The sequence below is a fragment of the Pseudomonas frederiksbergensis genome, from assembly GCF_003732665.1.
Lineage (GTDB): Bacteria > Pseudomonadota > Gammaproteobacteria > Pseudomonadales > Pseudomonadaceae > Aquipseudomonas > Aquipseudomonas frederiksbergensis_G.
Genome location: NZ_MOBP01000023.1, coordinates 174,804 through 191,202 on the forward strand (window position 1 = coordinate 174,804; position 16,399 = coordinate 191,202).

16 protein-coding genes are annotated in these 16,399 nt (G+C 56.4%); 7 read left to right on the forward strand and 9 right to left on the reverse strand.

Going from position 1 to position 16,399, the window contains the following annotated elements; genetic code table 11:
* Positions 1–76 precede the first annotated feature (76 nt).
* Entirely contained in the window at positions 77–808 is a 732-nt protein-coding gene (locus BK665_RS30540) for a tetratricopeptide repeat protein (RefSeq protein ID WP_123410206.1), read from the forward strand.
* Positions 809–863: 55 nt separating this feature from the next.
* On the opposite strand, the gene BK665_RS30545 is transcribed toward BK665_RS30540, so the two are convergent.
* Genes BK665_RS30545 through BK665_RS30560 form a run of 4 tightly spaced genes read right to left on the reverse strand, consistent with a single transcriptional unit; the run spans position 864 to position 5,969 of the window.
* Positions 864–1,085 (reverse strand): formate dehydrogenase subunit delta, encoded by a 222-nt coding sequence (locus BK665_RS30545; protein WP_123410207.1) that lies wholly within the window; start codon positions 1,083–1,085, stop codon positions 864–866.
* On the reverse strand, positions 1,082–3,964 hold the full coding sequence (fdhF, locus tag BK665_RS30550) for a formate dehydrogenase subunit alpha (protein WP_123410208.1): 2,883 nt from the start codon (positions 3,962–3,964) through the stop codon (positions 1,082–1,084). The genes BK665_RS30545 and fdhF overlap by 4 nt, the downstream gene beginning before the upstream one ends.
* Positions 3,961–5,493: a formate dehydrogenase beta subunit gene (locus BK665_RS30555; protein WP_123410209.1), complete on the reverse strand. Its 1,533-nt coding sequence runs from the start codon at positions 5,491–5,493 to the stop codon at positions 3,961–3,963. Before BK665_RS30555 ends, fdhF begins: the two co-directional genes overlap by 4 nt.
* The gene (locus tag BK665_RS30560; protein WP_123410210.1) at positions 5,490–5,969 is read right to left on the reverse strand and encodes a formate dehydrogenase subunit gamma; all 480 of its coding nucleotides are present in this window, start codon (positions 5,967–5,969) and stop codon (positions 5,490–5,492) included. The genes BK665_RS30555 and BK665_RS30560 overlap by 4 nt, the downstream gene beginning before the upstream one ends.
* 378 nt (positions 5,970–6,347) lie before the next feature.
* Here BK665_RS30560 and BK665_RS30565 point away from each other — a divergent pair, with 378 nt between their 5' ends.
* Both BK665_RS30565 and BK665_RS30570 read left to right on the forward strand, forming a co-directional pair.
* Positions 6,348–6,785 (forward strand): hypothetical protein, encoded by a 438-nt coding sequence (locus tag BK665_RS30565; RefSeq protein ID WP_123410211.1) that lies wholly within the window; start codon positions 6,348–6,350, stop codon positions 6,783–6,785.
* 12 nt (positions 6,786–6,797) lie between these two features.
* The gene (locus BK665_RS30570) at positions 6,798–7,166 is read left to right on the forward strand and encodes a PH domain-containing protein (protein ID WP_123410212.1); all 369 of its coding nucleotides are present in this window, start codon (positions 6,798–6,800) and stop codon (positions 7,164–7,166) included.
* Positions 7,167–7,461: 295 nt separating this feature from the next.
* On the opposite strand, the gene BK665_RS30575 is transcribed toward BK665_RS30570, so the two are convergent.
* Positions 7,462–7,773 carry a DUF3077 domain-containing protein gene (locus BK665_RS30575; RefSeq protein ID WP_123410213.1) on the reverse strand — a complete coding sequence of 104 codons (312 nt, stop codon included), beginning with the start codon at positions 7,771–7,773 and terminating at the stop codon, positions 7,462–7,464.
* A gap of 712 nt (positions 7,774–8,485) precedes the next feature.
* Here BK665_RS30575 and BK665_RS30585 point away from each other — a divergent pair.
* Complete coding sequence (locus tag BK665_RS30585; RefSeq protein WP_123410214.1) at positions 8,486–10,054, forward strand: anti-phage dCTP deaminase; 1,569 nt, start codon at positions 8,486–8,488, stop codon at positions 10,052–10,054.
* Positions 10,055–10,079: 25 nt separating this feature from the next.
* A complete protein-coding gene (locus BK665_RS34365; RefSeq protein WP_148053262.1) occupies positions 10,080–10,328 on the forward strand; it encodes a hypothetical protein in 249 nt (82 codons plus the stop codon).
* A gap of 139 nt (positions 10,329–10,467) precedes the next feature.
* Here BK665_RS34365 and BK665_RS30590 read toward each other — a convergent pair whose 3' ends face one another.
* From BK665_RS30590 to BK665_RS30600, 3 genes are all read right to left on the reverse strand, one after another.
* Positions 10,468–10,719: a hypothetical protein gene (locus tag BK665_RS30590; protein ID WP_375538964.1), complete on the reverse strand. Its 252-nt coding sequence runs from the start codon at positions 10,717–10,719 to the stop codon at positions 10,468–10,470.
* Positions 10,720–10,797: 78 nt separating this feature from the next.
* Complete coding sequence (locus BK665_RS30595) at positions 10,798–11,298, reverse strand: DUF3916 domain-containing protein (RefSeq protein WP_123410215.1); 501 nt, start codon at positions 11,296–11,298, stop codon at positions 10,798–10,800.
* A gap of 146 nt (positions 11,299–11,444) precedes the next feature.
* Positions 11,445–11,774 (reverse strand): hypothetical protein, encoded by a 330-nt coding sequence (locus tag BK665_RS30600; RefSeq protein WP_123410216.1) that lies wholly within the window; start codon positions 11,772–11,774, stop codon positions 11,445–11,447.
* A 417-nt stretch (positions 11,775–12,191) separates the two neighbouring features.
* Between BK665_RS30600 and BK665_RS30605 the strand changes: the two genes are divergently transcribed.
* Positions 12,192–13,439 (forward strand): OprD family porin, encoded by a 1,248-nt coding sequence (locus BK665_RS30605; protein WP_123410217.1) that lies wholly within the window; start codon positions 12,192–12,194, stop codon positions 13,437–13,439.
* A 27-nt stretch (positions 13,440–13,466) separates the two neighbouring features.
* Complete coding sequence (locus tag BK665_RS30610) at positions 13,467–15,077, forward strand: argininosuccinate lyase (protein ID WP_123410218.1); 1,611 nt, start codon at positions 13,467–13,469, stop codon at positions 15,075–15,077.
* Between the two features lie 31 nt (positions 15,078–15,108).
* Here BK665_RS30610 and BK665_RS30615 read toward each other — a convergent pair whose 3' ends face one another.
* A complete protein-coding gene (locus BK665_RS30615; protein WP_123410219.1) occupies positions 15,109–16,326 on the reverse strand; it encodes a cation:dicarboxylate symporter family transporter in 1,218 nt (405 codons plus the stop codon).
* Positions 16,327–16,399: the final 73 nt, after the last annotated feature.

A 16,399-nucleotide genomic window follows, 5' to 3' on the forward strand; every position in this document is an offset into this window, starting at 1 on the left:
GCCTGGCCGTGAGCGGTCAGGCCACACAAATCCCTGCGATCAGAGCCGAAGCTCGACGTTCAAACAGAGAATAAATATGGACTTTAAATGGCGCCGCCTCTTTCAGATTGAGGCGATCCTGTTGCTGCTTATCACACCGTTGTTTGCTCAAGCGGACGTCACCGAGGAAGAGGCAACTGCCAACTGCCTCAAGATCAGCGAGTATTCCGCCGAGGGCGGGAAGTATTACAAGCTCAAGCAATACGCCAAGGCCCGAGAGCAATATCAGCAGCAGGCTGGCTGGTCTGAGAGTTGTCAGCTGGACGAAGATAAAGTCGCAATCGCCTACAACAACGTTGCACTGACCTACATCCACGAAGGCAATTACCTGAAGGCACGGGCGTGGCTGAGTATTTTGCCCAATGATAAAAAGTCGATCTTCAACCTGGGCAAGATCAGTGGCGATATCAAAAACGCCCTGGAGAAACAGTCGACTAAACCGCAAGGGCAGTATTGGCAATATGCCGGGGCGTCGTTGTGGAATTCGATGACGATCAAGCCAAAAGGCAAGCAATACCAAGTTGATTTCGAGGGTTATTACGCTGGGTTGATGGCGATGTATTACGGTCCCAATCTCGGCGAGTTTTCAACCGTATTAGGCTTTGATAACGGTAAGGCGCATTACGCCATGAGCGGGGATGATGGCGACTGTGAATACGACTTCGAGATTAAACAGGATGGGCTGACGGTAAATCGCACGGCGGGTGAGTCGTGCGGTTTTGGTCACAATGTGGGGGCTGAAGGGGTTTATCAGCGGGTCGAGCTCTAGTTTGAAAGAAGGAAAGCCCCGAGCAACTCGGGGCTATTCCCAGGATCGTTTTAGCCTAAGCCTCCCAACCCGCCCCGCTCACGGCCTCCTGCGCCAGCGGATGCAGGTCTTCCCCGTGATGCTCCGTCTGCCAGGCCAGCAATTCCTTGCGCATGCCGGGCGTCCAGTACATCTGCAGATGATTGCGTACACCGAGCACGGCCACTTGCTGGTCCGGTTCGCTGGCGAAATATTGGGCGATCTGGTTGACCATTTTGATGAGATTTTCAGTGCTCATCGGCGCACCTCCGCTTTAGCGCCACGTGCCTGGCGGCGATCCTTGAGCAAACGGTCCTGCTCGTCACTGAAGGCCTGATAGCGTTTTTGCCACTCGGAAGGGTGGTAGACGCGGCTGACTTCCACGGCCGTGACCTTGTATTCGGGACAGTTGGTGGCCCAGTCGGAGTTATCCGTGGTGATCACGTTGGCCCCCGATTCCGGGAAGTGGAACGTGGTGTACACCACGCCCGGGGCGACCCGTTCGGTGACCCGTGCACGCAGTACGGTCTGGCCGGCGCGGCTGCCGATGCCGACCCAATCGCCTTCGTTAATGCCACGGCTCTCGGCGTCGGTCGGGTGAATTTCCAGGCGATCTTCGTCGTGCCACGCCACGTTCTCGGTGCGCCGGGTCTGTGCGCCGACGTTGTACTGGCTGAGGATGCGTCCGGTGGTCAGCAGCAGTGGATAGCGATTGTTGACCTTCTCCTCGGTGGGCACATAACCGGTGAGCATGAAGCGCCCCTTGCCGCGCACGAATTCCTCGATGTGCATGGTCGGCGTGCCATCCGGCGCAGCGGCGTTGCACGGCCATTGCAGGCTGCCGTGGCGGTCCAGTTCGGCATAGCTGACGTTGGTGAAGGTCGGCGTCAGGCTGGCGATTTCATCCATGATTTCCGATGGATGTTTGTAGTTCATCGGGTAACCCAAGGCGTTGGCCAGGGCCACGGTGCCTTCCCAGTCAGCCTTGCCGCCCAGCGGTTCCATGACCTTGCGCACCCGCGAAATGCGGCGCTCGGCGTTGGTGAAGGTGCCGTCCTTTTCCAGGAACGAACTGCCCGGCAGGAACACGTGGGCGAAACGGGCGGTTTCGTTGAGGAAAATATCCTGCACCACCACGCACTCCATGGCCGACAGCGCCGCGGTCACGTGTTGGGTATTCGGATCGCTCTGGGCAATGTCCTCGCCCTGGCAATACAAACCCTTGAAGGTGCCGCCCAACGCGGCCTCGAACATGTTGGGAATACGCAGGCCCGGATCCGGTTGCAGGGTGACGTTCCACGCCTGCTCGAACTGCGCCCGCACCACTTCGTTGGAAATGTGGCGGTAGCCGGGCAACTCGTGGGGGAACGAGCCCATGTCGCAGGAGCCCTGAACGTTGTTCTGCCCCCGCAGCGGGTTCACGCCCACGCCTTCGCGGCCGATGTTGCCGGTGGCCATGGCCAGGTTGGCGATGCCCATCACAGCGGTGCTGCCCTGGCTGTGCTCGGTGACGCCGAGGCCGTAATAAATCGCCGCGTTGTTGGCGCTGGCATAGAGGCGAGCGGCGGCGCGAATGTCGGCCGGGGCGACGCCGCAGATTTCGCCCAGCACTTCCGGTGAGTTTTCCGCACGGCTGACCTGTTCGCTCCAGCGAGCGAAATCGCTGCCCTCGCAACGGGCGTCGATAAAGGCCTGATCGAGCAAACCTTCGGTGACGATCACGTGGGCCAAGGCGTTGAGCATGGCGACGTTGGTGCCCGGACGCAGGGCCAAGTGCAGTTCGGCGCGGGCGTGCACCGAGTCCACCAGATCAATGCGCCGTGGATCGATGACGATCAGCCGTGCGCCTTCACGCAAGCGGCGTTTGAGTTGGGAAGCGAACACCGGGTGGGCGTCGCTGGGGTTGGCACCCATCACAAGAATCACATCGGCCTGCATCACCGAATCGAAACTCTGGGTCCCGGCAGATTCGCCCAGGGTTTGTTTCAAGCCATAACCGGTCGGCGAATGGCAGACCCGCGCACAGGTGTCGACGTTGTTATTGCCGAACGCGGCGCGCACCAGTTTTTGTACGAGATAGGTTTCTTCGTTGGTGCAGCGGCTGGAGGTGATGCCACCAATGGAATCGCGGCCATACTTTTGCTGTAACCGACGGAATTCGCTGGCGGCGTAGGTCACCGCTTCATCCCAACTGACTTCCTGCCACGGATCGTTGATGTGGCTGCGGATCATCGGTTTGGTGATGCGATCCGGGTGAGTCGCGTAGCCCCAGGCAAAGCGTCCTTTGACGCAGGAGTGGCCGTGGTTGGCCTGACCGTTTTTGTCCGGAACCATGCGCACCAGTTTGTCGCCTTTCATCTCGGCGCGGAACGAGCAACCCACGCCGCAATAGGCGCATGTCGTGATGACGCTGCGTTCCGGTTGGCCGAGTTCGACCACGGATTTTTCCATCAAGGTCGCAGTCGGGCAGGCCTGCACACAGGCGCCGCAGGACACGCATTCCGAGTCGAGGAAGTTATCGCCACCCGCAGCGGAAACACGGGACTCAAACCCGCGCCCGGTGATGGTCAGGGCAAACGTGCCTTGGGTTTCTTCGCAGGCGCGCACGCAACGGTTGCAGACGATGCACTTGCTCGGGTCGTAGTCGAAATACGGGTTGGACGTATCTTTCACATCCGCCAGATGGTTCTCGCCTTCATAACCGTAACGCACCTCGCGCAGGCCAACCTGACCCGCGACGGTTTGCAATTCGCAATTGCCGTTGGCCGAGCAGGTCAGGCAATCCAGCGGGTGATCGGAGATGTACAACTCCATGACATTGCGGCGCAGGGTCGCGAGCTTCGGCGTCTGGGTGTGCACGCTCATGCCTTCAGTGACCGGCGTGGTGCAGGACGCCGGGTAGCCGCGCATGCCGTCGATTTCCACCAGACACATGCGGCAGGAGCCGAAGGCTTCTAGGCTGTCGGTGGCGCACAGTTTCGGAATGGTGGTGCCCAGCAACGCGGCGGCGCGCATCACCGAGGTGCCTTCGGGCACGCTGATGCTGCGGCCGTCGATGTTCAGGGTGACTTGCACCTGGCTTTCACGAGCCGGGGTGCCCAGGTCGATATCGGTGTTCGGGTCGAAGAGGGTGATCATTGGTCGGCCTCCGAAGATTGCAGACCGAAGTCGGCGGGGAAGTGCTTGAGGGCGCTGACGACCGGGAACGGCGCCATGCCGCCCAACGCGCAGAGCGAACCGTATTGCATCGTGTCGCACAGGTCCTTGAGGATGATCGCCTGCTCATCGCGACCGTTCTGGTCGGGCGCGGCGAGCATGCGGTCGATGACCTCAACGCCGCGAGTCGAACCGATGCGGCACGGCGTGCATTTGCCGCAGGATTCTTCGGCACAGAATTGCAGGGCGAAACGCGCCATTTGTGCCATGTCCAGACTGTCGTCCGCCACCACCACACCACCGTGACCGAGCATCGCGCCGATGCCGGCGAAGGCTTCGTAATCCAGCGGTGTATCGAAATCCGCGGGCGGCACCCAGGCGCCGAGCGGGCCGCCGACCTGTGCGGCTTTCAGCGGTCGGCCACTGGCAGTGCCGCCGCCGTAGTCTTCCACCAGTTCGCGCAGGGTCAGGCCAAAGGCCCGTTCCACCAAGCCGCCGTGACGGATGTTGCCCGCCAGTTGGAAAGGCATCGTGCCCAGGGAACGGCCCATGCCGTAATCGCGATAGAACTGCGCACCCTTGGCCAGAATCAGCGGCACCGAGGCCAGGGTCAAAACGTTGTGCACCAGCGTCGGCAAACCGAACAAACCTTTCAACGCGGGAATCGGCGGCTTGGCGCGAACGATCCCGCGCTTGCCTTCAAGCGAGTCCAACAACGCAGTTTCTTCACCGCAGATATAAGCGCCGGCACCGACCCGCACTTCCATATCGAAAGCCAGACCGCTGCCGCCGACATTGGCGCCGAGGTAACCGTTGGCCCGGGCAATCTCCAGCGCCTCGCGCAAGGTCGCGACGGCCTGTGGATATTCCGAACGCACATAGATGTAGCCGTAACTGGCGCCGACGGTGATGCCGGCAATCGCCATGCCTTCGATCAGCAGGAAGGGGTCGCCTTCCATCAGCATGCGGTCGGCGAAGGTGCCGGAGTCGCCTTCGTCGGCGTTGCACACAATGTATTTCTGCACAGCCTGAGTGGCGCGCACCGTGCGCCATTTGATCCCGGCCGGGAACGCCGCGCCGCCACGGCCACGCAGGCCTGAATCAAACACCGCCGTCGCGGTTTCATCGCCGCCAATCGTGACGGCCCGGTTCAAACCCTCGAAACCGCCATGGGCTCGGTAATCGTCCAGCGACAACGGCCGAGTGATGCCAGCGCGGGCGAACAGCAGGCGTTGTTGGGTCTTCAGATAAGGCAACTCTTCCACCAGACCCAAGGCCAGCGGATGGGCGGACGGCTCGCCTTTTAAGGCGTCGAGCACGGAAGGCACATCAGCGGCAGTTAGCGGGCCGAAGCCGATCCGACCTTGCGGCGTGTCCACTTCCAGCAGCGGTTCCAGCCAATACAGGGCGCGAGAACTGGTGCGTTGCAGGTCCTGACCGGCAAGCGCCAACGCCACCTCATCGGCACCGACGGCGCGGGCCAGGGAATCACAGGGCAGATAGAGGCTCATGCGTCCTCCCGGCAAGCGTCGAGCAGGGCATCCAGACGCTCGGCGCTCAACCGCGCATGCACCTGACCATCCAGCTCCAGCGCCGGCGAACAGGCACAGGCGCCGAGGCAATACACCGGACGCAAACTGATACGGCCGTCGGCACTGCTGCCGTGATCATCCAGTTGCAGACGCTCACGCAACTGCGCGGCCAACTGCTCGGCACCACGGCTTTTGCACGACTCGGCGCGGCACAGACGCAAGATATGTCGGGCCGGCGGCGCGGTACGGAAGTCATGGTAAAAACTGATCACCCCACGAATCTCGGCCTGACTCTGGTTCAGTGCGTGGGCAATCTCGGGAATGGCGACATCGGGGATATAACCGATACCCTCCTGAATCTCATGGAGGATCGGCAACAGTGCACCCGCAGAGCCTTTATGGCGCTCCAACAGGCTGTTGACCATCGGCAGGTGCAACAACATCTCATCAGGCATACAGCATTCCTCACGGTCACGGACACACCAGAAGGTCGTCGGTTGTCCGAAAGTGTCGGCTGCGGCGTTCACACCACGTCACGGTATCGTGGCATTTTCAGGCCGGTGGCCAGGCACCCTGAGCGGGCATCTTGTTGGGCCCGGTACGGTCTTCGCCGCACCTCTTCAGGGCATAAATTGCAGCTTGCCACGCTGGCATCGGTTCAACTGCACAAAAGCGACGTGCTCGGTTCTTTCCACGACCACCCGTTAAGTCTAGAAGAGCACTGACAAAGGCGCGCACTGTCTGAAATGTTTTGTGGCACAAGCACGGCACACCCGCCCACTACAGTGAACGTACGATGCCGCTCAGCGCGAACTGATCGCCAAGGAGTCAACATGAAGAAAGCCATCCTGCCGGCGCTGATCCTCCTGATCGCCGCCCAAGCCCCGGCCTACGCCATCAACGACAAATACCGTAAACAACTGGAGCAATCCGGCTGCACCCAAATCAGCGAAACCCAAGGCTGCGACATCCACAAAACCAAGGCCGAAAACGCCAAGGCCGGCTTCACCAACCCCGCCATGGAAACCCCTTACGCCGGGCAATGGGTGGCCAAGAGCGAAGAAGGCGCGACCGTCGCCACCATCCGCATCGATGCCAAGGAACAAGTCTGGGTCAACGGCAAACGGGTGAATGCCAAGCGCACCGACGGCACGCTACAGTTCCGCCAGGGCAAGATCACCTTCACCATTCAGGGGGATCGACGCTTGCAGAATCAGGATTACTGGATGGACAGCGATGCCGGGACCAAAGGACCGATTCAAATCGAATAACAGGAGCGACACATGATTGATTTCAACAACAAAGGATTCTTCAAACTCAAGCAAAACGAAGAATACGCCCAACGCGTAGCCGACCTTTTGCTCAACGGCGAACACGTCATCGAAGCCTACAAATCCATGCGCGACGGCGTCGTGTTCACCAACAAACGCATCATCGCCGTCAACGTCCAGGGCATCACCGGCAGCAAAAAAGACTTCACCTCACTGCCCTACAAAAACATCGTCGCGTACTCAGTGGAAACCTCCGGCACGTTCGACCTGGATTCCGAACTGGAGATCTACTTCTCGTCACTGGGCAAAGTGAAATTCGAATTCACCGGCAGAACATCAATGGTCGAAATCTCAAAACTGATCTCCCAACACGTCCTCTGACCCAAACACGAAAAAGCCCCGAAAACTCGGGGTTCCAACTAACTAAACACAATCCAAAATGTGGGAGCGGGCTTGCTCGCGAAAGCGGCATATCAGCCAACCCATCCACCAACTGACACAACCCGCCCCTGTAGGAGCAAAGCTTGCTCGCGAAAGCGGCATATCAGCCAACCCATCAACCAACTGACACAACCCGCCCCCTGTAGGAGCAAAGCTTGCTCGCGAAAGCGATATATCAGCCAACACCAAACCTAACTGACACAACCCCATCGCAAGCAAACCCAACCCCCAGCCGCTACCCCTCAGCCTTCTCCGCCGCCCGCTTAGGCGGCACCGTCGAAGGCCGATCCCGCGTCAAAACCTTCACCGCATCATCCACCAACGCCTTACTAAACGACGTCAAATAATGCGCCGCCCAAGCATGACGGTCAGTCTCCCGGTCATACGCAGCCTCTTTGGTCAGCGACTTCGCCAGACACAGAAAGTCCGAAGCCATCGACAACGCATCACCCAGCGGCACATCGCGAGTGACGTGGAACAGCGGCTGGTCTGCACAGTAAATGGCCGGGGTCAGGCCGATGGTTTTGAGTTCGGGTTGATCGGTCATTGGGCGTCTCCGGTGATGGAGAGGCGGTGGGGCAGGGGGGAAGCGTTACGCGATTGGGGATTGCGTAGAGGGGAAAGCCAAATTGTGTACGGATTGATGCTGCGCATTATTAGACTCCTTGATATGAGGAGCTGCCACGTCCGTTTCCACACGAATGGGTGACAGCTGTGCGCGGGGTGGAAAACCGGGAATCAAGGAAACCGGCACGCCCGAAGACGTCCCACGCACAGCCGCCATAACTCACGCCGCAGACACAAAAAAAGCGCCGGCAGACGTGATGGGGGCGCTGTTGCGCCTTGAATTACACGGGTTTCCACACCCGGTCGCTGAATTGGCAGCGACGGGCCGGAGATTATCGCGCAGTCTCTTTTCATGCAACCTCCGAAAGCCCTAACCAAAGTTAATTTCTGTTGAACTCCCCCATTCGGGGGGGGGGCGTAAAAAATGCCTACCGCTATTTCCGAAACGTCCTATATGCAGCTTCCGTTGCCTTCCTTTATCGTTCCCAAGCTAGTGATCAAAGGATAGAAATAACCACATAGGGACGTAATTAAAGAGTTATCAGTTTTTTAATTCTGAAATTGCATATGCTCTCAAGCTTTTTCCAAGCTATAAGATAAATGCTGAGACGTTTTTGAATGAGAGGCTAAACGGATCAGTGGCGGCGTACCATTAATGAAAAAATACAATTACAAAAAAAAGGATGTGGCTCATGGCAGCTGTCGAAGCAGGGCTTCGCGTGGTAGGAGGAACAAGCATTGGTAGCGAATTTGATGACGTGCTTGCGATAGAGAAGACATTGACTCCACAAGTCGTAATTGCTTTGTGTGGTCCTTTGGGGACGCCACTGCATGAGGTTGCTAAAAGTTTCGAAGAGCTTTTGTTGAGCACGGATTACGGCTATGAGCATGTGGAGATAATTAGACTAAGTGATGAAATACGAAGTCATAAAAACGTTGGTCCCGGAAGTTCAACTCAGGAACTAATTGAGGCTGGGAATGAGTTGCGCAGAGATCATGGAAATGAAGTATTAGCGAAGCTGGCTGTTAGGAGAATAAGTGTCGCCCGAGCCGCCGAGCAAGCGAAAGCGACCGCTGCAAAAAAATCCGAACATCCTGACCTATTTAAGGATGATGCAGATGATGTTTTAGTGCCGAATGTGACACTGAAATGGTGTCATATTATTGATTCTGTAAAGCATGTTGACGAGCTACGTCTGTTGCGATCGATATATGGAGAGATGTTGTATGTAGTAGGAGTCTATTCGCCAATAGAAATGCGAATAGCCAGGCTTGAGAGTGAATCAAAGAATGAGCACATTCATGATCTTATTGATCGTGATTCAGGCGAAGAGATTGATCACGGGCAGCGCGTTGAGGATACATTTCCGCAATCCGATTTTTTTCTGCGTGTTGAGAAGACAACTGATTCACATCGAATTAGTAGAGTAAGGCGTTTTTTGGATTTGATGCTGGGGACCGTAATAGCCACGCCGACAATTAATGAGCGCGCAATGTATGCTGCTTTTTCTGCAGCAAGGAATTCGGCGTGCCTTTCCAGACAAGTTGGCGCTGCAATTACTAGTGTAGACGGTGAGTTGATATCGACAGGATGGAATGATGTTCCGAAAGCATTCGGTGGGCTGTATCAGACAGAGGGTGACGGACTTAGTTCTGATGAAGATCGTCGGTGTTGGAATATGGGGGGTGGTGTTTGTTCAAATGATCAGGAGAAGAAAGCGATATCTACCTACATTGTGGATAAGCTGATTGAGTCAGATATCATACCTCCTGACAAAAAAGACGCGGCTTTATTAGTTATTAGAAATAAAACTCAGCTTAAGAGCTTGATTGAGTTTTCTAGAGCAGTACATGCTGAAATGCACGCTTTGCTCAACGCAGGGGCAACAGATGGCGCAAAAATTCGAAATGGGAAATTATTTGTCACCACTTATCCCTGCCATTCGTGTGCTAGGCATTTGGTGGCGGCGGGTATTAAAGAAGTGATATTTCTTGAGCCTTACCGTAAGAGTCTTGCTACCAGATTGCATCAGGATGCTATAACTGAGAATGAGAGTGATACCTCGAAGGTGCGGGTGCTCCCTTTCGATGGCGTGGCGCCATCACGGTTCCTCAGATTCTTTTCGGCCCATCCCGCCGGTCGGAAAAAAGATGGACGGATGATCCTAAGAGATGCAGAACCAGTGGCACGTATCTCAATGGAGGCTGTCTCTACTCTTGAAGGATTGGTAGTGAAGGGACTAGAATCCTGCCGCCTTTAAAGGCTCGTAGCGAAGGAGCTGGTTTATGGATCGGTTAGAAGAAAAACGCGAAGCTGAGACAATGGCGCAGCTATCCTTCTGTTTTGAGGCCGTAAGCTCCGCAAAAATTGGCAGCACGGTGGGTGGTTGCGAGGCTGATTTCACTCCGAACAGGGCAATCGCAGATGTTGTTCCCGTAAGAAGTGTCGTGTTGTCTTTCCCGCAGAACCGCAGTTCCTCCGGTTCTCAGGCACAGCTAATCCAACGAATTCTCCAACGATCTCGTTTTTTTTGAGACGTTCCATTTAGAGCATCGAATGCACTCACGTTTTCCTCGTTGGTTTAACTTGGAAAATGTGGGCTCGCAGCGCTGTCAGGCAATCAAATTTAGCGTGCGCACCGGATTGGATTCCTGTTTCCACTCAGCCAAGTATTCAAATAATTTCTTTCAGATAATCCTTGAGTGCAATGACCGGAGCTTCAAGCTGCTCCATCGTCCGCGCATCACTGAAATCAGCAGCCAACCTACGCAACTCCCGCCCCAACGGCGTATCAACACCACCTAAAGCCTCCCGCTCATAATCACTCATGATCGGATCATCCCGCAGAATCGGGCTTTCCCCCTCTCGCTCATAAGCCAGCTTGAGGGCGAACAGGGAGAAAAGGGACAGATTTATTTTTCGCACACTCCAGAGCACTCGGGACAAGCGATGCCCGCCAACTCAACACAAATCCGTTGGGGGCGAGCCTGCTCGCGAAATACATCAGGCCGGTTCCCCGATGCACCACCACTGTACTGCGACCTCATCGTCAGGTTGAGTTACGTCATGCCCGTGCTCGATGAAATTTGCTGGTGTGTGCAACGCAAGAGTACGACTGATCCGCTCTGGCATGAGAGCGTTAGCTTCACCGAGAAAACCCAGATAATAGTCTCGGTCATAGAAGACGGTGACTTCACTTTGATGAACCCATGGCCACACCAGTAGGCAAGCGACGCGATAGTAACCCTGTGAGCGGTCAGCAGCGTTGGACAGGTGGTTAGCGGCTTCGAGCAGTTGCTGAATGCAGAAGGCTTGAACTTCGATCCTGGCTTGAGGGCCTTGAATCAGGGCCTCGTGCACTGGGATCTTCCAATGTGTGTAGCGCTCCATGTGCGCGGATCGCGGGTGAAACTCGTCGCGAAAACCAGAGGCCCAGCGTTCCAGTGCACGAAGGCGACGGGGAATGCCTCTGAGTGGCTTGTTGCTTATCGCGATTTTCCGCATTGATACGTCCTTGTGATGCTGAAAAAGTCTTTTGTATTTGTCTGCTGGCGCAATGTAAACGTGGACAGATTATTTCCATGTCAGCCAACTACTTACCTAGTACCAGTCGTGTACAAGCGGCGCCAAACTTACCCTGACCCGATCATTTACTGAATATCTTTCAAGTAATCCCTAAGCGCAATGACCGGCGCTTCAAGCTCCTCCATCGTCCGCGCATCACTGAAATCAGCAGCCAACCTACGCAGCTCCCGCCCAAGCGGCATCTCAACACCACCAATAGCCTCCAACGCCAACCCAACACAATGCATCACCCGAAACTGAATCCCCTCAACATCCCCCCGCCGCACCAACAACCCAAAAACCTCCCGCTCATAATCACTCATGATCGGATCATCCCGCAGAATCGGGCTTTCCCCCTCGCGCTCATAAGCCAGCTTGAGGGCGAACAGGGCAACGGTTTCCAGTGGCAATTCCATTGTGTGAATCCTTGATTCGTTGGCTGAGCGGTTTGGATTGTGCGCCTTTAAGGCAGGATCAAAAGATCGCAGCCTTCGGCAGCTCCTACGGGGTGGTGAGGTGCCAGTCACTTTTGTGTGGGCGAAAAAAAAGCCTTGCACAGCAAGACCTTATGTGATTCGGTGCCGAGGAAGACTGGAGCCTTGGTTTGCGGGCGTCATATTAAGCGGTGAGAGGGGCGGTGTCGCTGATATTTGCTACCTCCTGTTCGTCGAATAACACCGTCGATTCGTCATACTCAAAACCTCTGCAATCAAGACTTTCAATATATTTTCAATCTGCAAACCAGCTCGTTAGCCTGCGTATGCCGGATGCGTCTCCCTGTCGCCGTCCGGACAAACAATTCTAAAAATAAGCAGTAGGCATCGGGAATAACAATGAATAAGAAACCTATCGCCCTGGGGCTGACGTCGGCCACTTTGGGTTTGTCGCTCGCCTTTTCTCCTTTCGCTGAAGCTGACTTTCTTAAAGACAGTAAGGCCGACCTCGAATTTCGCAATTTCTACTTCAACAGTGATTACCGCCAGGACGGTGCCAGTCAGTCCAAGCGGGATGAGTGGGCACAAGGGCTGCTTCTCAACTATCAATCGGGTTTTACCGAAGGGCCGGTGGGGTTTGGTGTTGATGCCATTGGTTTGCTGGGTTTGAAGCTGGATTCCAGCCCTGATCGGCAAAATACCGGTCTGTTGCCCGTGGGCAGCGACAAGGCGCCGGACAGTTACAGCCGCATGGGCGCTACCGCCAAGGCGCGGATTTCCAAGAGTGTGTTGAAAGTCGGGACGTTGATCCCGTCGCTGCCGACCGTGCTGCCCAACGATGGACGCCTGTTGCCGCAAACCTTTCGCGGTGCGCAGTTGAGCAGTTTGGACATTGACGGGCTGACCTTCGACGCGGGGCGCCTGACCAGCAACACCTTGCGTAACGTCAGCGGTCACGATGACATCGAAGTCGATGGCAAAGGCATCAAGGGCGCGGTGCCCAGCGACAAATTCGACTTCGCCAGTGCCAACTACAAGTGGACCAAGGACCTCGCCACCGGCTACCACTACGCGCATCTGGAGGACAACTACACGCAGAACATCTTCAACCTGGTGCACACCTTGCCGCTGGGCAAGTCGCAGTCGTTCAAGACCGATTTGCGCTACGCCGACTCCAGTAAGGACGGCAACACCAACATCGATAACCAGGCTTTTGGTGCGCGGTTTACCTACAGCATTCAGGGCCACTCGTTCGGCACGGCCTATCAGCGCATGAAAGGCACGACCGGTTTTCCGCACCTCGATGGCACCGATTCCTACCTCGTCAACTACGTGATGATTTCGCCGGACTTCGCCAACCCCGAGGAGAAGTCCTGGCAGGTTCGCTACGACTACGACTTTGCCGCCCTCGGCCTGCCCGGGCTGACCTTCATGACGCGCTACCTCAAGGGCGACAACTTCGAACGCACCAAAGGCGTGGAAGGCACCGAGTGGGAGCGCAACACCGACATCGGCTACGTGTTCCAGAGCGGCGCGCTGAAGAACCTCGGCGTGAAATGGCGCAACGGCACGTACCGCAGCAACGAGAAGGGCAATGACATCGATCAGAACCGGTTCATCGTCAGTTACACCCTGACCCTGTTGTAACCCCCTATTAAAAAGCGGAGCACTGACATGTTCACCCAGAAAAAACTCATCCACCTTGCCGTGGTCTTCGCCCTGTTCAGCAGTTACGGCGCCTACGCTGCGGACACCGGCGAACTGCCCTGCAAGACCACCGAACAGTGCGCGGCCCAAGCGGCGAAAGTCGGCGCCTCGGTGGACACCTCGCAGGCATCGCACAAGGCCAAGGGCGACCCGACTCAAACTCAGTTCGCCTGGCTGAACCGCATTAACAAGGCGTCGATTGTGATGCTCACTGAGGAAGGCATCGTCAAGCCGGACATGGGGCGCAAGATTGCTGGCGGCGTGCGTTACGCCATCGATCAGGGCGCGCAGCCCGGCGGCGTGCGTCCCAGCGATGTGCTGCAACTGGAAAAAATCATGACCGACAAGATCGGTCCCGAGGCGTCGCTGATCCACTCCGGCCGCAGTCGGCAGGACATGCTGGCGACGTTTCGCCTGGCCAAATTGCGCTCACAGGTGTTGGCCTACAGCGAGGCGCTGAACGCCACCCGCCAACGCATCCTGAGCCTGGCGGAAAAGAACGTCGACACTCTGGTGCCGGCCTATACCAACGGCGTGCAGGCCATGCCGATCAGTTATGCGCATTATTTGCTGGCGTTCGAAGCCGCGTTTGATCGCGATGGCCAACGCATCCGCGAACTCTACGTGCGCCTTAACCAGAGCCCGATGGGCACCGCCGTGCTGGCGAACTCCGCTTACCCGCTGAACCGCGAGCGACTGGCCGATTTGTTGGGGTTTGATGGCGTGCGGGAAAACTCTCTGGATTCGAGCCAGGTTTCGACCTATGACATTCCGATTGAAGCGGCGAACCTGGCGGCGTCTTCGGCGATTCGGGTGGGCGCGATGATTGGCGACATCCACACCCAATATCATCAGATTCGCCCGTGGCTGCTGCTGGATGAAGAGTCCACTTACACCAGCAGCGCGATGCCGCAAAAACGCAATCCGGGCTTGCTGATGCGCACCCGTGAATCGGCTTCGGATGTCGTCGGGCTGTCGCAGACCGTCACCTTGCGTGCGCATAACGTCACCACTGGCATGACCGACTACAAGTTCGCCTTCGATTCGTTGGGGTTGTTCCACGCCACGGGCGAGATGTTCGAGAGTCTGGATGCGGTGCTCGATGCGCTGCAAATCAATCCGCAGCGCGCCCTGGAAGAACTGGAGTCGGAGTGGAGCACGTCGATGGAACTGGCCGACACTCTCGAGCGGCAATTCAAGGTGCCGTTCCGTATTGGTCATAGCTTCGCGTCGCTGATCGTCACCGAAGCACGCAGCAACGGCACCACGCCGAAGACATTCCCGTATGCGGATGCGCAGAAGCTGTATCGCCAGGCGGCGGACAAGTTCAAGTGGACGCCTAACACCTTGCCGCTGGATGAGGCGCAGTTCCGGACGGCGTTGTCGCCGACCAATATGGTCAAGACCCGCAAAGGCACGGGCGGCCCGCAGCCGGAAGAGGTCAAGCGGATGCTGATCGAGGCGCGCAAAACCCTGGATGGCGATCAGCAGTGGTTGGTGGAGCGTCGGGCAAAACTGAAAGGTGCTGAAGACAATCTGGACAAGGCGTTCAACAAGTTGGCGGATGACAAAAACTAGGTGATCAAATGTGGCGCCGGCAACCCCGGCGCTACTTCAGACCGGCAAATTCACGGTTCAAGGCCTCACGATCAATGGAGTTCTGCCAGCCGCATATCGCCAGGCATGCCACGCCATTACCCAACACATTGGTCAGCGATCGGCACTTCATCAACCGCTCCACCCCCAGCAGCAACCCCACGCCTTCCAGCGGCACCAGTTGCAGAATGCTCAGGGTCGCGATCAAGGTAAACAATGCAGAACCGGCGACACTGGTCGCGCCGAGGGAGGTAAACAAACAAATCAACAGCACCTCCAGGAGTTGCGGCGCGGTGATATCGACCCCGGCCAATTGGGCAAGAAACATCAGCGCGGTGGTCAGGTAAAGATTGGTGCCGGATAAGTTAAAGGTGTAGCCCGTGGTCAATATCAGGCGCACTAACTGGCTATCGCAACCTAACGCCTCAAGTTTGCCGATAAGTCCTGGAAGTGCTGCCACCGATGAGCCGGTGAACGTTACTAACAGTAACTCTTCCTTTAAGTAAATAATCAGCCTTGATAATTTCACGCCCACCATTCGAGTGATGGTGGCGAATACCACGATGACAAATAATCCACACGCCAGATAAATAACCACAATAAATTTAAGCAGCGGCATGACCGAACTCAGGCCATATTTGCCGACGACAAAAGCCATGGCGCCAAATGCGGCTAACGGTGCGAATTTCAAGATGATCCGCAGCAGCAGGAACATCATCTGCACGCCGGTTTCAAGCCAACCGAGGCATCGGTTGCTGAAGGCCCCGCCACGCTTGAGCAACAGCCCGCAAATCACCGCGAGCAACATCACCTGCAGTAACAGGCTTTGGGTAAGAACGGCGTAAATACTGGACGAAATGGCCATCCACGACAGCTCGTGAAGCGGTTTTTCCGGTGTGGGTGCAGCGGCAAAAACGGCGGCGTGATTAAGGTTGAACAGCAACCCTGTGGCCATTCCAAACACCAGTGCGGCGATGGACATCAGCTGAAAATACAGCACGACACGGTAGATCACGTTGGGGTGTTTGTGTTCACGATTGAGGCCGGCAATACCGGTGGATACCAAGACAAATAGCAGGAACGGCATCAATAAGCCGAGGGTTTTTATGAAAGTGTCGCTGAGCAGTTTCATATCCATTGCCACTTCTGGATAAACCAGACCCAGCGTCATGCCACACGCAATGGCAATCAATATAGGCAGGGTTCCATTTTTGGCATGAATGAACGGCATCCGTACTCCAGGCGATTTTTATTATTTGTTATTGTCGTGACTGGCCATGTTCGGCATATTGGTCAGCCTGAAG

What these genes read in the sequence shown, in the direction of transcription:
- BK665_RS30560 (WP_123410210.1), bottom strand. Translation starts at nt 5,969, where the DNA reads ATGCCTGATGAGATGTTGTTGCACCTGCCGATGGTCAACAGCCTGTTG.
- BK665_RS30555 (WP_123410209.1), bottom strand. Translation starts at nt 5,493, where the DNA reads ATGAGCCTCTATCTGCCCTGTGATTCCCTGGCCCGCGCCGTCGGTGCC.
- BK665_RS30585 (WP_123410214.1), top strand. Translation starts at nt 8,486, where the DNA reads ATGGCAGCTGTCGAAGCAGGGCTTCGCGTGGTAGGAGGAACAAGCATT.
- BK665_RS30595 (WP_123410215.1), bottom strand. Translation starts at nt 11,298, where the DNA reads ATGCGGAAAATCGCGATAAGCAACAAGCCACTCAGAGGCATTCCCCGT.
- BK665_RS30540 (WP_123410206.1), top strand. Translation starts at nt 77, where the DNA reads ATGGACTTTAAATGGCGCCGCCTCTTTCAGATTGAGGCGATCCTGTTG.
- BK665_RS30600 (WP_123410216.1), bottom strand. Translation starts at nt 11,774, where the DNA reads ATGGAATTGCCACTGGAAACCGTTGCCCTGTTCGCCCTCAAGCTGGCT.
- BK665_RS30565 (WP_123410211.1), top strand. Translation starts at nt 6,348, where the DNA reads ATGAAGAAAGCCATCCTGCCGGCGCTGATCCTCCTGATCGCCGCCCAA.
- BK665_RS30545 (WP_123410207.1), bottom strand. Translation starts at nt 1,085, where the DNA reads ATGAGCACTGAAAATCTCATCAAAATGGTCAACCAGATCGCCCAATAT.
- fdhF (WP_123410208.1), bottom strand. Translation starts at nt 3,964, where the DNA reads ATGATCACCCTCTTCGACCCGAACACCGATATCGACCTGGGCACCCCG.
- BK665_RS30575 (WP_123410213.1), bottom strand. Translation starts at nt 7,773, where the DNA reads ATGACCGATCAACCCGAACTCAAAACCATCGGCCTGACCCCGGCCATT.
- BK665_RS34365 (WP_148053262.1), top strand. Translation starts at nt 10,080, where the DNA reads ATGGATCGGTTAGAAGAAAAACGCGAAGCTGAGACAATGGCGCAGCTA.
- BK665_RS30610 (WP_123410218.1), top strand. Translation starts at nt 13,467, where the DNA reads ATGTTCACCCAGAAAAAACTCATCCACCTTGCCGTGGTCTTCGCCCTG.
- BK665_RS30605 (WP_123410217.1), top strand. Translation starts at nt 12,192, where the DNA reads ATGAATAAGAAACCTATCGCCCTGGGGCTGACGTCGGCCACTTTGGGT.
- BK665_RS30615 (WP_123410219.1), bottom strand. Translation starts at nt 16,326, where the DNA reads ATGCCGTTCATTCATGCCAAAAATGGAACCCTGCCTATATTGATTGCC.
- BK665_RS30570 (WP_123410212.1), top strand. Translation starts at nt 6,798, where the DNA reads ATGATTGATTTCAACAACAAAGGATTCTTCAAACTCAAGCAAAACGAA.